This window comes from Enterovibrio norvegicus DSM 15893, from assembly GCF_900115495.1.
In the GTDB taxonomy this organism is placed as follows: domain Bacteria; phylum Pseudomonadota; class Gammaproteobacteria; order Enterobacterales; family Vibrionaceae; genus Enterovibrio; species Enterovibrio norvegicus.
In genome coordinates this window covers 88,716-102,900 of record NZ_FOWR01000012.1, presented here as the reverse complement: position 1 = coordinate 102,900, position 14,185 = coordinate 88,716, and the positions used below count along the sequence as shown (strand labels likewise).

General features: G+C 48.1%; 14 protein-coding genes. 6 read left to right on the top strand and 8 right to left on the bottom strand.

Features of this window, described 5'->3' with window-relative positions; all coding sequences use genetic code 11:
• Window positions 1-35 precede the first annotated feature (35 nt).
• From BM082_RS09605 to rfaD, 5 genes are all read right to left on the bottom strand, one after another.
• Window positions 36-1,088, bottom strand: a complete 1,053-nt coding sequence (locus tag BM082_RS09605; protein WP_017013126.1) for a glycosyltransferase family 9 protein — start codon at window positions 1,086-1,088, stop codon at window positions 36-38.
• On the bottom strand, window positions 1,085-2,134 hold the full coding sequence (gene waaF, locus BM082_RS09600; protein WP_074926748.1) for a lipopolysaccharide heptosyltransferase II: 1,050 nt from the start codon (window positions 2,132-2,134) through the stop codon (window positions 1,085-1,087). The genes BM082_RS09605 and waaF overlap by 4 nt, the downstream gene beginning before the upstream one ends.
• A gap of 2 nt (window positions 2,135-2,136) precedes the next feature.
• Complete coding sequence (locus BM082_RS09595; RefSeq protein ID WP_074926746.1) at window positions 2,137-2,751, bottom strand: acyltransferase; 615 nt, start codon at window positions 2,749-2,751, stop codon at window positions 2,137-2,139.
• A complete protein-coding gene (gene lpxM / locus BM082_RS09590) occupies window positions 2,732-3,673 on the bottom strand; it encodes a lauroyl-Kdo(2)-lipid IV(A) myristoyltransferase (RefSeq protein WP_074926744.1) in 942 nt (313 codons plus the stop codon). Before lpxM ends, BM082_RS09595 begins: the two co-directional genes overlap by 20 nt.
• A 66-nt stretch (window positions 3,674-3,739) precedes the next feature.
• The gene (rfaD, locus tag BM082_RS09585) at window positions 3,740-4,684 is read right to left on the bottom strand and encodes an ADP-glyceromanno-heptose 6-epimerase (protein WP_074926742.1); all 945 of its coding nucleotides are present in this window, start codon (window positions 4,682-4,684) and stop codon (window positions 3,740-3,742) included.
• Window positions 4,685-4,788: 104 nt separating this feature from the next.
• On the opposite strand from rfaD, the gene BM082_RS09580 reads away from it, so the two are divergent.
• The 3 genes from BM082_RS09580 to tdh all read left to right on the top strand — a co-directional run bounded on the left by BM082_RS09580 (window position 4,789) and on the right by tdh (window position 7,934).
• Window positions 4,789-5,436, top strand: coding sequence for a TetR/AcrR family transcriptional regulator (locus BM082_RS09580; protein ID WP_017009541.1), 648 nt, complete (start codon window positions 4,789-4,791; stop codon window positions 5,434-5,436).
• Between the two features lie 253 nt (window positions 5,437-5,689).
• Complete coding sequence (locus tag BM082_RS09575; RefSeq protein ID WP_074926740.1) at window positions 5,690-6,886, top strand: glycine C-acetyltransferase; 1,197 nt, start codon at window positions 5,690-5,692, stop codon at window positions 6,884-6,886.
• A 7-nt stretch (window positions 6,887-6,893) separates the two neighbouring features.
• On the top strand, window positions 6,894-7,934 hold the full coding sequence (gene tdh / locus BM082_RS09570) for an L-threonine 3-dehydrogenase (protein ID WP_017016241.1): 1,041 nt from the start codon (window positions 6,894-6,896) through the stop codon (window positions 7,932-7,934).
• 53 nt (window positions 7,935-7,987) lie between these two features.
• Here the strand turns inward: tdh and BM082_RS09565 are convergent, their stop codons facing one another.
• The 3 genes from BM082_RS09565 to gpmM are packed head-to-tail and all read right to left on the bottom strand — an operon-like array spanning window position 7,988 to window position 11,431.
• Window positions 7,988-8,704, bottom strand: a complete 717-nt coding sequence (locus tag BM082_RS09565; RefSeq protein WP_017016240.1) for a divergent polysaccharide deacetylase family protein — start codon at window positions 8,702-8,704, stop codon at window positions 7,988-7,990.
• Between the two features lie 16 nt (window positions 8,705-8,720).
• Complete coding sequence (locus BM082_RS09560) at window positions 8,721-9,875, bottom strand: peptidoglycan DD-metalloendopeptidase family protein (RefSeq protein ID WP_074926738.1); 1,155 nt, start codon at window positions 9,873-9,875, stop codon at window positions 8,721-8,723.
• Between the two features lie 17 nt (window positions 9,876-9,892).
• Window positions 9,893-11,431, bottom strand: a complete 1,539-nt coding sequence (gene gpmM / locus BM082_RS09555; RefSeq protein WP_017016238.1) for a 2,3-bisphosphoglycerate-independent phosphoglycerate mutase — start codon at window positions 11,429-11,431, stop codon at window positions 9,893-9,895.
• A gap of 443 nt (window positions 11,432-11,874) precedes the next feature.
• Between gpmM and BM082_RS09550 the strand changes: the two genes are divergently transcribed.
• From BM082_RS09550 to gpsA, 3 genes are all read left to right on the top strand, one after another.
• The gene (locus BM082_RS09550) at window positions 11,875-12,315 is read left to right on the top strand and encodes a rhodanese-like domain-containing protein (RefSeq protein ID WP_017009547.1); all 441 of its coding nucleotides are present in this window, start codon (window positions 11,875-11,877) and stop codon (window positions 12,313-12,315) included.
• 102 nt (window positions 12,316-12,417) lie between these two features.
• Window positions 12,418-12,888, top strand: a complete 471-nt coding sequence (gene secB / locus BM082_RS09545) for a protein-export chaperone SecB (protein WP_017009548.1) — start codon at window positions 12,418-12,420, stop codon at window positions 12,886-12,888.
• A gap of 26 nt (window positions 12,889-12,914) precedes the next feature.
• Complete coding sequence (gene gpsA, locus BM082_RS09540; RefSeq protein ID WP_074926736.1) at window positions 12,915-13,946, top strand: NAD(P)H-dependent glycerol-3-phosphate dehydrogenase; 1,032 nt, start codon at window positions 12,915-12,917, stop codon at window positions 13,944-13,946.
• Window positions 13,947-14,185 lie beyond the last annotated feature (239 nt).

Sequence of the window (14,185 nt, the reverse complement as noted above, 5' to 3'; positions counted from 1 at the left end):
AGTAATGCCAAACGGCCTCACTTTTGTTCATCACATTATTTTTCTGTGGTATATGCGTTTGAAATAGTATGAACTATTTGCTCATTGGTAGGAATGGCGCAGGACGCATTCATGACGATATGGTGAATAGGCTCATATCTTGGTGTATATCGGAATGGAACCGTGGCATAGAAAATACCAACGGTGGGTGTGTGGGTTGAAATTGCCACGTTTCTTACGCCAGTATCTGGTGCTACGACCAACTGGGCTTTTGCGCAGAACGTGAGTAATTCTTTTAAAGGCATGCAGGGTTGAATAGCAAAGTTATCGTAGGACGTTAGGTGTGACAAAAAGTCACCCTTTTCAGACTCATTCACGCCTTCAAGGAAAACATGTTTAACCTCAGGAAAGGTTTTCACTGCCAATTCCATTAACGCAATAACTTGGTCGTTCTTTAATACCTTTCTTGGTTGCGATGCGCCATTAAAGTACACGAAGTAAGGATTTTCTGAACAGACAAGTTCCTCGTGATCTGGATAGCCAAAGTCGAGGCGTTGTGCCGGAATGTGCCCCAGCAAGCGCAGCATATCTAGCATCGTTTCGATTTCTGGTTGGAGATCAGACCGAAATACTGCTGCATTGTACAGCGTGCCTTTCAGCCAAGACTTATAAGGGAATCCGATTTTCAATTTAGCTTTGTTAAGAAGGTTTACCCAGTAAGAGCGATTGGTGCCCGCTAAATCAAAAATGATGTCCTGATCGCCAACTTCACGAAAGTTATTCATCTTATCGCTGAATGACACTTCCCCTTTTCGATCTCTACCATGAAGTACCACCGTGCGATCTGTAAGATCGGAAGGCATTCCGTATTGATAAGTAGAAAGAGCGACTAACGTAATTTCCGCATTGGGGAAAAACTTGCGCGCTTCGATCAAAAACGGTCGAGTGATGACTTGATCACCTAAGGCCGCATGTCGGATAACCGCAATTTTCTTGACTTTTGTTGGGTCAAAATCGTTATTTAGGTAATGCTTTGCGGATTTGGATGCGTAGGCACCTTTTTCAAAACATGCGTATTTTGATGAAATCTTAGGCTGATTAAATTTCATTGTTTTTCCACTGAAAGCGTCGAAGTTAAGTCGTAATAGGAGCTAAGGACTTGCTGCGGTGATAACTTGTTCAAGCAGTCTAAGTGTCCGAGAGGACATTCTCGTTTAAAACAAGGACGACAATTTATGTCGGTGTTAACGATCCGCACTTTAGTTGAAAGTGGTGGCGTATATTTAGGAGAGCTTGAGCCATAAATCGCAACAATATTTGCGTTAACGGCAGCTGCGACATGCATCAGTCCTGAGTCGTTGGAGAACACCGTGTGACAAGCCGCAAGCAGATCTACCGCATCGACCAAAGACGTTTCTCCTGCCAAGTTGAAACACATCGCTCTTTGCTGTTCAGAAAGAGCGTTAACAATACCTTCAGTCACTGATTTATCTTTAGGGCCACCAAAAAGACAAACCTGATTACCTTCCGTGATCAACTGCTTTGCCACGTAAGCGTAGTGTTGCTCAGGCCAGCGTTTTGCTGGACCAAACTCTGCGCCGGGACACAAGCCAACAATCGGTAAGTTTTTTGAAATATTAAAGCGTTTTAGGCAAGAGAGTTGGTTGGTTTCATCGACATTTAGCGATGGATGAGGAATGTCATCAATCATCGCTTCAGACAACATAGTGTCTTTGTTGTGGGCAAGTGCAACATAACGTTCTACCATAAATTGGAAGACTCTGCGGTCTGGGCGCAGATCATTCAACAAGCCGTAACGCATCTCCCCCTTCCAGCCAGTGCGATAAGGCACTTTGGCAAACAGCGGGATCAGTGCTGATTTGGCGGAGTTTGGCAGAACGTAGGCGTGGTCATATTGTTCTTCTCGCAAGGACTTACCTAAGTCCCAACGTTCTGAAAGGCTAAACTGGCCATGCCCGACTGGCATTTCAATAGCACGTCGAACCTCTGGCATACGCTCGAGGATGGGTTTACACCACGCAGGAGCGAGCACATCAATTAATGCGTCGGGATGATGGTATTTTAAGCGCTTATAAAGACTTTGGGACATGACCATGTCGCCTACCCAAGAAGGGCCAATTACGAGTATTTTCATGGTTAGTAGGTTAACTTTTCATCCCAACAAATGTCGGATTTAATGATTTTCGCAGGGTTACCTGCAGCGATGCTATTTGCGGGAACATCATGAGTTACCACCGTATTGATGCCGACAATTGAATGCTCACCAATATTGCTGCCCTTGAGGACAGTGGTGCCATCAGCCAACCACACGCGTTTGCCTATCACTATGCTCTTTGCTGGGTTGATACGTTTGTTAGCGCAGAGAATGTCATGCCCATCGCTTGTCATCACTTTAACGTTACGCGAGAACATACAGTTTTCACCGATAGAAAGTGTTGTTCCGTTTTCACGCGCAGAGAGGTAACAACCTTCTCCAATCACTGAGTATTTGCCGATAGTAAGGGAGCAGTTATTGCCATTGACCTCGATATGCACACCTTTTAGGTTTGCACCGTCTTCAATCGTCAGCGTGTTGCCTGTGCCTTTTATTGAAATATGGCACTGTCGGATACGTGTTGATGAAGCAAGATTAATGACGTTGCCGCTTTGAACTTTCACTTTGTTGCGAAGAGTGAAAAGAAGGCGATGAAATAGGCCACCTTGTGGGGATGTATTCACGATTAGTGACCTCTTAATACAACTGACTACCATCCGGTCGTGATCTAAGCAGATTCATGATCCACATATACTGGCCGGGGTCAGATTCTAAAAATTGTTCAATGCGTTCATTCATCATGCGCGCGTCAGCTTCTTCGCTACCTGTAGGGAACGGTGCAAGTGGCGGTTGCACGATAACTTCAAAGTTACCGGTTTCGCGGTTGTACACAGGCATTAACGGGACGATTTTCGCTCGGCTGAGTTTTGCCAGTTTACCGAGGCCAGAGAGCGTGGCTTTTTGCGTACCGAAAAGTGGCACGAACACACTGTATTCAGGACCGTGGTCTTCATCTGGCAAGTAATAGCCGAGAAAACCTTCACGTACGGATTTGATGAATGGTTTCACGCCATCAGCGCGCTCGTGCGTACGACCGCCATATTTTAAACGTTGAACGTTCATCAGCCAGTCGACCACACGGTTTTTTTGTTTTTTCACCATGGCGGCAACAGGTAGGCCACGCGATGCAAGTTGCACGGCAGGGTAGTCAATCGCCCAGCTATGAGGCACGAGTAAAATGACCTTCTCCCCATTTTCAACGAGTTCCGTGAGGATCTCTTCGTTGCGAAACAGCGTACGTTTTTCTAAGTAGCGTTTGCTGCGCATCATGATGGTAGCAAAGCCAAGCATCACGCATCCTGCATTAATATAACTTTGTTGAAGAATAGCGAAACGCTCTTCTTCTGTTTTCTCAGGAAAACATTCTTGAAGGTTGACGACGGCACGCTTTTTCGCGCGGTTGTTCATTTTAACCAATCGTTTAGCGAGAAACTCAGCGAATTTATCACGCAGACGGAAAGGGACAAACGCGAGGATGGCGACAAGGAACATCCCTAACCAAGTACCCCAGTAACGAGGGTGTAGGAATGCCCATTCAAATGTTGGCAAATAAGAGGTGTTGTTGGATTCTTGGCTCATAGAGTCGGACTACAGATAAATCAGATTTAAACAAAAAAGCGAGCCTAGGCTCGCTTTTCCAGCCAATTATTTATTCAGGACTGCCATATACTCAGCAACACCTTCAGCGACGGTTTTGAACTTTTCGCTGTAGCCCGCGGCGCGCACCTTGGTGAGGTCGGCTTGGGTGAAGGCTTGGTAGCGGCCTTTTAGGTGGTCTGGGAATGGAATCTCTTCCACTTCCCCTTGGTTATGGTAAGCGATAACCGCTTCGGCTACGGCGCGGAAAGGTTCTGCGCGACCAGTGCCACAGTTAAAGATGCCAGACACGCCGTTTTCAAGGAACCAAAGGTTCATCTTGCACACGTCACCAACGTACACGAAATCACGTTTGAAGGTGTTGCTGCCTTCGAACAGTTTCGGGTTTTGGCCTTCTTTAATTTGGTTGTTCAGGTGGAATGCCACTGACGCCATGCTACCTTTGTGGTTTTCACGTGGGCCGTAAACGTTGAAGTAGCGGAAACCCGTGATTTGAGACAGCGTTTCGCCGTGTGCTTCTGCGTCTGCCCAAATACGGCGAACATAGTTGTCGAACTGTTGCTTCGAGTAACCGTAAACGTTCAGTGCACCTTCGTACGGTTTCTCTTCGATAAAGTCATGGTCGCGGCCACCGTAGGTTGCAGCAGAAGAGGCGTACAAGAACGGAATTTCACGCTCAAGACAGAAATGAAGTAGCTCTTTTGAATACTCGTAGTTGTTGAGCATCATGTACTTGCCGTCCCACTCTGTGGTTGCCGAGCATGCACCTTCGTGGAAAATGGCTTCGATTGGGCCAAAGTCATCACCCGCCATGATTTGGGTGATAAAGTCTTCTTTGTCCATGTAATCAGTGATGTCTAGATCGACCAGGTTAACGAACTTGGTACCGTCTTTTAGGTTATCAACCACAAGGATGTCGTTGATGCCTTGTTCGTTCAGGGCTTTAACAATGTTGCTGCCGATCATGCCAGCGCCGCCAGTCACTATAATCATACTTTTACCTAAATTCTGACAATGAGAAGACTTCGCCATCACGACTGTGATGGCTATGGTAATATTTGTGTTTCCGCTCTGGGCTTGAGGATAGCAGTTTAACCATGAAAACCCGTGATCGCATTATTCATTCTGCACTGGCGCTGTTCAACGAACAGGGTGAACCCAATGTCACCACCAATCACATTGCAGCGGATCTCGGTATAAGCCCGGGGAACTTGTATTACCACTTCCGTAATAAGGAAGAGATTATACACAGTATTTTCGATCAATACGCCCTCGATCTCACCACGTCATTTCAGCCAGAAACTTCGGTAGATACCGATCAACAGCGTCTACTTGCGTATTTAGACGCGACGTTTCAGTTGATGTGGCGCTATCGATTCTTCTACGCCAATTTGCCCGATATCTTGCGCCGAGATGCGGTATTACAAGACAAATACCTTACCGCGCAGCAGGCACTAAAAGCCAATCTCGTCGTCACATTGACGCAATTTCGTGCCACGGGTTGGCTGGATATGGACGATGACGGCATTGAATCCTTGTGCGATAACCTCAAATTGGTTGCCTCAAGCTGGATTTTCTATCAAAGCGCACAAGCGCCACAGGCTAAAATCACGCCGACCGTCATTTACCAAGGTGTTCTTCAGATACTGAGCATGGTGCTGCCGATGTCGACCGACAAAGGGCAAGCTGTGGTGGCAGAAATCATTGAACATTATCATCAGCAAATGGCCAATACACTTGCGTGATCTACTGCAACAAGATGTGCTAATTCGATAGACTTACCCTTCCTTAGAAAACTATTATCAGCCTCCTTGCTGATAGGTCATACTGATTAAATATCATTCACTAGATGCTTTTACTTCTAGAAGGTATGACAATCACGACGCCGCGTAAATCTGATGGGTGGCGTAAACTTACCGCATGCCTGCGTATCACTGTCCTTTAGGGGGTGATGGTGGGCGTGAATCCCTTGTTCCTGTTTCCATGATGGAGTGTGCGATGACTGCCGCTTTTTACCAGCAAATTCGTCAGCAGCTTGAAGAAGTGAAAGCTGAAGGCCTTTACAAAGATGAACGTGTTATCACCACCGCACAGCAAGCCAAAATTGCCGTGACATCAGGTGATGAAGTGCTGAACTTCTGTGCCAATAACTACTTAGGTTTGGCGAATCACCCTGTACTGATTGAAGCCGCGCAAAAGGGCATGGACGAGCATGGCTTTGGTATGGCATCTGTGCGTTTCATCTGCGGTACGCAAGATGCACACAAAGAGCTTGAGGAAAAACTTTCTACATTCCTTGGTATGGAAGACACCATTCTTTACACCTCTTGCTTTGATGCGAACACCGGTTTGTTTGAGACCATTTTAGGTGCGGAAGATGCCATCATTTCTGATGCACTAAACCACGCATCAATCATCGATGGTGTGCGCCTTTGTAAAGCGATGCGTTTCCGCTATTCGAACAACAACATGGAAGAGCTTGAGAAGCAACTGATTGCGGCGAAGGAAGCGGGCGCACGCAACACGCTTATCGTGACTGACGGTGTGTTCTCCATGGACGGCGTTGTGGCGAACCTGCCAGCGATTTGCGATTTGGCTGACAAATACGGCGCATTGGTGATGGTGGATGACTCTCACGCCGTGGGTTTCATGGGCGCGAATGGCCGTGGTACGCACGAGCACCATGACGTAATTGATCGTATCGACATCATCACTGGCACGCTAGGCAAAGCCATGGGCGGTGCGTCAGGCGGTTACACCTCGGGTAAGAAAGAAGTGATCGATTGGCTGCGCCAGCGTTCACGCCCTTACTTGTTCTCGAATTCTCTCGCTCCAGCGATCGTCTCTGCGTCTATTCGCGTGATTGACCTACTGGAAGAAAGCGGCCATCTGCGTACCCAACTTTGGGATAACGCGAGCCATTTCCGCGCGCGCATGAGCGAAGCGGGCTTTACGCTTTCTGGTGCAGATCACGCGATCATCCCTGTGATGCTTGGCGATGCGAAAGTCGGTGCTGAGTTTGCAGAACGCATGATGAAAGAAGGTATCTACGTGGTTGGGTTCTCATTCCCTGTGGTACCAAAAGGCCAAGCACGTATTCGTACACAAATGTCGGCTGCACATAGCCGCGAGCAATTAGACAAAGCCATCGATGCCTTTATCAAAGTGGGTAAAGACATGGGCTTGATTGGATAAGCAGTCAATGACGAACAAAATGAAAGCGCTGGCAAAACTGAAAGCGGAACCTGGCATTTGGATGACCGAGGTTGAGCTTCCAGAAGTGGGCCATAACGATCTTCTGATCAAAATCCGTAAAACCGCGATTTGTGGCACCGATGTGCACATCTACAACTGGGACGAATGGTCACAAAAGACCATTCCGGTACCAATGGTTGTTGGTCACGAATACGTGGGTGAAGTGGTTGCTATGGGTCAGGAAGTGCGCGGTTTTACCGTGGGCGACCGTGTATCTGGCGAAGGCCATATCACGTGTGGTCACTGCCGCAACTGTCGCGCTGGTCGCACGCACCTTTGCCGTAACACGACAGGTGTGGGTGTGAACCGTGAAGGCGCATTTGCGGAATATTTGGTGATCCCAGCGTTCAACGCATTCAAAATCCCAGCAGACATTTCAGATGATTTAGCGTCAATCTTCGACCCATTCGGCAACGCGGTTCACACCGCACTGTCGTTTGATTTGGTTGGTGAAGACGTGCTGATCACCGGTGCAGGACCGATTGGTATCATGGCGGCGGCTGTGGCGAAACACGTAGGTGCGCGTTATGTCGTGATCACCGATGTGAACGAATACCGCCTCGATCTTGCGCGTAAGATGGGTGTGACCCGTGCGGTTAACGTGGCGGAAGAGAAGCTTGAAGATGTCATGGCTGAACTAGGCATGAAAGAAGGCTTTGACGTGGGTCTTGAAATGTCAGGTAACCCGTCAGCGTTTAACTCTATGCTGCAAACCATGAACCACGGTGGTCGTATTGCGCTTCTGGGTATTCCACCGTCAGACATGGGTATCGATTGGAACCAAGTGATCTTCAAAGGTTTGGTGATCAAAGGTATCTATGGCCGCGAAATGTTTGAGACGTGGTACAAAATGGCAAGCTTGATCCAATCTGGTTTGGATCTCAGCCCAATCATTACACACCACTACAGTGTCGATGACTTCCAAGAAGGCTTCGACAAGATGTGCTCTGGCATGTCAGGCAAAGTGATTCTTGATTGGCAGAAATAATGCCAACCTGAATGCTTGATTAAACCCGCTTCGGCGGGTTTTTTTATGGCCGTTTACTGAGATAAGGCCTGAGAGATGGGCACGAGATCGACACGCTCTTGCAACGATGGCAGTGCTTTTTGCAGCGTATCAAGCGTGATTGGAAACGGGTGAGCAATGACGACAGCGATGCCGCGTCGGCTGGCTTGCTGAATCGCGAGCTCGAGCTGTTGGTGGATAAAAGCTTCTGTTTGCAGATGATCGAGGAAAACATGACGGCGGTTATTGGCTAATCCGTGCTGCTTTGCAATTTTTTGCGCCACCGTGCTCGGCGTGGTACGGCTATCAATAAAGCCGAGTTCCTTGGCGTGAAGCGCTTCCATGATCCAGTGCATAGGCTCGTGATGTTGCGTGAGTAAGCTGCCCATATGGTTGTTCACTGCCACGGCGTGGGGTACGCGATAGAGCGCTTCTCGAACCGAGGTTTGCATTTGTTCTTTGTTCATTTCAAGCGTCAGCGCATTGGGCTCTGCGGGTGAGCCTGGTGGGCTTTGCATGGGGAGGTGAAGCAACACCTCACGGCGTTGATTGAGCGCTGTTAGGGCAACGGCGGTATCGAATTCAGTGAAAGGAATGACAGAGACGCTGATTTCAGGTGGCAGCTTAGCGATGTCTCGTGGCATCAAATCATAGCCGAGATCATCAATAATCAGTGCGAGCTTAGGCTTGGCGACGACAGGCGGCGCGAGAAGCAGTATGAGTAGGGCGGTGACAGTGACAATCCTTTGCATCTGCGACCTTCTTGGCTTACCGGCCTAACCAGGGGCTAGGGTTGGTGGCATTGCCTTTTCGCCGAATTTCAAAGTAAAGGCCGGATTGAGTCTGCCCGCCGCTGTTTCCGACGAGGGCGATAGGGTCGCCGGCTTTTACAGTATCTCCGACGTTTTTCAACAAGGCTTGGTTATACCCGTAAAAACTCATGTCGCCTTTGCCGTGGTCGATGACAACCATCAAACCATAGCCGCGAAGCCAGTTAGACAGAACAACAGTGCCATCGTGTGCCGCTTTGACTTCAGCGCCTTCTTTGGATGAGATGACCATGCCATTCCAACGAAGCTCGCCCGTTTGCGTACTACCAAAGCTGTGCAGTGTTTTCCCTTTGACAGGACGGTGCAATTTGCCTTTGTAGCGGCCTAAGCCATCCATTTTTACTTTGGCCTGCTCGGCGGCAATTCGGGCTTGTTCTGCGGCTTTCGCCACTTCCGCTTTTAAGCGGTTTTGGTTGTTACGAAGTTCCGACAAATAGCTTTTATCGTTACGAATCTGTCGTTGTACCGCGCCGGCGGTTTTCTTCTGAGCGTGCTGTTGTTTTTCCAGCGTCGCTTTATCGGCTTTCAATGCATCGAGCAGCGCAGTTTGCTTTTGCGTTTGCTCGGCAAGCATGCGGCGCTTCAGTTGAAGTTCGGTATCCGTGGCGGCCAGTTCATTGATGGCATCGGTACGCGCTTTGGATAGTCGTTCAGCGTAAACGGTCATACGATCAAGGTCGTTGCTGTCTTCGCCACTTAAAAAGGTATTGAGTTGGCTGTGCTCACCCTGACGGTATTGGCTGTTTAAAAGTTCTTTCAACAGCTCCATCTGACCTAGCTTACGCTGTTCCAGTCGTTGGCTTTCTTGATTGAGGGTGGCAATTTCATCGTCGATGGTTTCAAGCTTTAAGGACGCTGCACGGATTTGCGTGGCAACCGAGCTGATGGCTTGTTCTTGTTTTTTTAGGTCGGCTTGAAGGGTGTTGAGCTTTTTGCTGCTGGCACTAAGTTGTTGCTGTTGGCGGGAAATTTCATTATTCACACCAGACAGTTGCCCTTCATCAGCCCGTGAAGCCGTGCTGAATAACAGGCATAGAAAAACGCCAGTGCAAAGAGCACTGGCGCGAGTTTTGTTGGTGAAGCGCTTAATCATTTCCCGCATGGAGACGATTATTTCAGATTGAACAGCGGCTTACCAGTCATGTCTGAAGGGATTGAGGTGTCTGTCAATGCAAGCATAGTTGGTGCTAAGTCAGACAGCTTACCGCCTTCTGCCAATTCCAGGTCTTTGCTACCTACGTAGATCAAAGGTACCGGAAGGTTGGTGTGTGCAGTATGGATACCACCCGTTTCTGGGTCGATCATCATTTCTGCGTTACCGTGGTCAGCTGTTATCAGCAATTGACCGTCAACGTCTTTGATGGCTTCAACAACGCGACCGATGCAGCTATCAACGGCTTCACATGCTTTAACCGCAGCATCGTATACACCGGTATGGCCAACCATGTCGCCGTTCGGGTAGTTACAGATGATTTGGTCAAACTTACCGCTCTTGATGGCTTCGACCAATTTGTCGGTCAGTTCTTCAGAACTCATTTCTGGCTGAAGATCGTAGGTTGCCACTTTAGGAGAGGCAACCAGTGAGCGCTCTTCGCCGTCAAATGCGTCTTCTGCACCGCCATTGAAGAAGAAGGTCACGTGCGCGTATTTTTCTGTTTCAGAAATACGAAGCTGCGTTTTGCCTTCTTTTGATAGCCACTCACCTAGCGTATTCACAAGGTTGTCTGACGGATATGCGCAAGACGCGTCGATGTCTGCTGCGTATTCAGTCAACATCACGAAGTCTGCAAGCTCAGCCACTTTTGAACGGGCGAAACCGTCAAAGATCGGCAGGAACGTACGTGCGATTTGACGCGCTCGGTCAGCACGGAAGTTCATGAAAATCAGGCTGTCACCGTCGTTGATAGACGCAACAGGTTGGCCTTCAGCACGGATTTCAGACGCTTTAACGAATTCATCGTTTTCTTCACGCGCATAAGCGGCTTCAAGTGCTTCAACTGCGGAAGCATAAGTGAAGTCGCCTTTTGCTTCAGTAAGAAGGTCGTACGCTTTTTCAACGCGATCCCAGTTGTTATCGCGGTCCATTGCATAGTAACGACCAACGATAGACGCGGTACGGCCTTTGCCCAGTTTCGCGAATAGCTCATCGAAACGAACCAAAGAGTTTTGTGCGCTACGCGGTGGCGTATCACGACCATCGAGGAAGCAATGTAAGTACACGTTTTCTGCGCCGCGCTGAACCGCCATTTCTACTGCTGCAGCAATATGGTCTTCATGGCTGTGAACACCGCCTGGTGACATCAGACCCATGATATGCACTGCTTTGCCAGCTTTCGCTGCTTTGTCGACAGCGTTGGTGAGCACTGCGTTGTCAAAAAATTCACCGTCAGCAATAGACTTGGTGATTTTTGTTAGGTCTTGGTAAACGATACGACCTGCACCAATGTTGGTGTGGCCGACTTCTGAGTTACCCATTTGACCGTCTGGCAGGCCAACATCCATGCCTGATGCCGAGATCAGGGTGCTGGTGCCCGCCATCAAACCATCAAGTACAGGTGTTTTTGCATTAGCAATGGCGTTGTCGTTGTTATCTTCGCGATAACCCCATCCATCCAGAATAACGAGTGCCAAAGGCTTCTTAGCAGACATACGGTGTCCTCTTTATGTCAATTTCAATGTGTAAAATAGAAAAAGCGATTAGCGTAACTTTACTACATTTTACTGGTCGATCAGTAGGCAAATCTTTCTGCTAACGTTTTAACAAATCTTGTAACGGCAAGTGTTTAACGTAGCCTCTTTGCGTCCTTGAAGAAAAAGCTTACTTTTTAATGCCTTCTCTTATTGTTCGCCACTCGAATAAAAACTGTAGTAAGTCAACAGCCTTTCGATTGCTCGTTGTCCAGTTTTAGGTGGTCGGTGAGCAATATTGATGTCTTTATCCGTACGTAAGGGTGGATGTGATGGAATTCAAGTTTTTCGCTTTAATAAGAAGTGAGCAAGGGCATGGAAATCCAAGCCCATGCTGTACTTGAGGACGGGGGAGGTTATACTCGGGGTCGATTTTTTTGCCGACATAAATGTAGAAGCGAGCTATGCAGCAGTTTATTGAATTTGTTCAAAGTGAAATGATTTTGTCACTTGTGTGGGTGGCTCTGGTTGTCATGCTGATTGTGTCAGTTGTTAAACAGAAAACCGCCGCTTATGCCGTCGTGACGCCAAATGATGCGACAGTCCTTGTTAACCGCCAGAACGGTGTGTTTGTGGATATTCGTAGCCGTGATGATTATCGCGCAGGTCATATTGCAGGCGCACTTCACGTTTTGGCGAAAGACATTAAAGCAGAAAGCTTTGGTGAGATTGAAAAACACAAGTCTGACCCAATCATCGTGGTATGTAAGTCTGGTCAAACCGCTGCAGAAAGCGCCAATGCGCTGGTAAAAGCAGGGTTCGAGAATGTCAGCATTCTTAAAGATGGCTTGATGTCGTGGAATGAAGCGAATCTGCCACTGATCAAACACAAAAAGAAAAAGTAACCGTTTACCGGGTGACCTATTCGACAGGCAGCCTTATTCGGCTGCCTGAATTATTTTGTAATGCGTGAAAGCATTTGTTTTATATAACAAGGATTTAACACTATGGCTGAAGCAGCGAACAACCAACAAGCACAACAGAACTTTGCGATTCAACGTATCTTCCTGAAAGACGTGTCTTTTGAAGCGCCAAACTCTCCTGACGTGTTTCAGCAAGAATGGAATCCAGATGTAAACCTAGACCTAGACACGCAAAGCCGTGAGCTGGGTGAAGGCGTTTACGAAGTGGTTCTTCGTCTGACCGTGACTGTTAAAAATGCAGAAGAAAGTGCGTTCCTTTGTGAAGTACAACAAGGTGGTATCTTCACTATTGACGGTATGGAAGCGCCACAACTTGCGCATTGCCTAGGTGCATTCTGCCCGAACATCCTATTCCCTTACGCGCGCGAGACTATCTCTAGCCTAGTGGTTAAAGGTACGTTCCCACAACTGAACCTAGCGCCAGTTAACTTTGACGCATTATTCATGAACTACCTGCAAAACCAAACACAAGCGACAGACGGCGCAGAAGCGTAATCTACGCAAATTTAAGGTCGACACGAATGACAGATAACGCGAAAGCCAATGTTCTAGATGCAAACGTGGCTATGACCGTATTGGGCGCAGGCTCATACGGCACTTCTCTTGCAATCTCACTCGCGCGTAATGGTGCGAATGTGGTGTTGTGGGGGCACGAACCCGAGCACATGGCGCAATTGGAAATTGATCGTTCTAATGAAGCATTTCTGCCGGGTGTCGCCTTTCCAGATTCACTGATCCTCAGCGCCGATCTTCAAGAAGCCGTTCAAGCAACGCGTGATATTCTTGTGGTGGTTCCAAGCCATGTTTTTGGCATGGTACTGGCGCAGGTGAAGCCATTTCTTCGAGATGACCAACGAATTTGTTGGGCGACGAAAGGTTTAGAGCCTGAGACAGGTCGTTTACTTCAAGATGTCGCGCATGAACAGTTGGGCGATAACGTGCCATTGGCGGTGTTATCAGGCCCAACGTTTGCCAAAGAACTGGCAGCAGGTATGCCGACAGCAATTTCAGTTGCGTCTCCTAATGCTGAGTTTCTTGCTGACCTGCAAGAGAAAATTCACTGTAGCCGTACCTTCCGAGTGTATGGCAACAGCGATTTTGTCGGGATGCAGCTTGGTGGTGCGGTGAAGAACGTGATCGCGATTGGTGCAGGCATGTCTGATGGCATCGGCTTTGGTGCCAATGCTCGCACAGCGTTGATCACCCGTGGTCTTGCAGAGCTCACCCGTTTGGGGGTGGCGCTAGGCGCTGAACGCGATACCTTTATGGGCATGGCGGGTTTGGGAGATTTAGTACTGACATGTACTGACAACCAATCTCGTAATCGCCGTTTTGGTTTAGCGCTGGGCAAAGGCCAAGGCGTTGAAGAAGCACAAACTGAAATTGGTCAGGTTGTTGAAGGCTATCGCAATACCAAAGAAGTGCGTGTTCTTGCGAAACGCATTGGCGTAGAAATGCCCATCGTTGAGCAAATTTATCAGGTACTTTATAAAGGTAAAGATGCCAATTTGGCGGCGCAAGACTTGCTTGCACGTCAAAGAACATCTGAATAGTCCTCGAGCGAAGATGTGAAATCTGAAAACGCGGGATATTCTCCCGCGTTTTTCTTTTTTGCGACAAACGGCAGAATGACTGGGGTAATCGGGTGTTTTGATGTTTGGTCTTCTATGCGGCTATTTTGGTTGTTTAGCTATCTATGTCACACTTAGGGAAAGACTCTTCAATGTTTGGCGAGTGATTCCCCAAGGATGTAGCTATCACCTGCGAAAGCAAATGAGCGAAGGTTTAACAC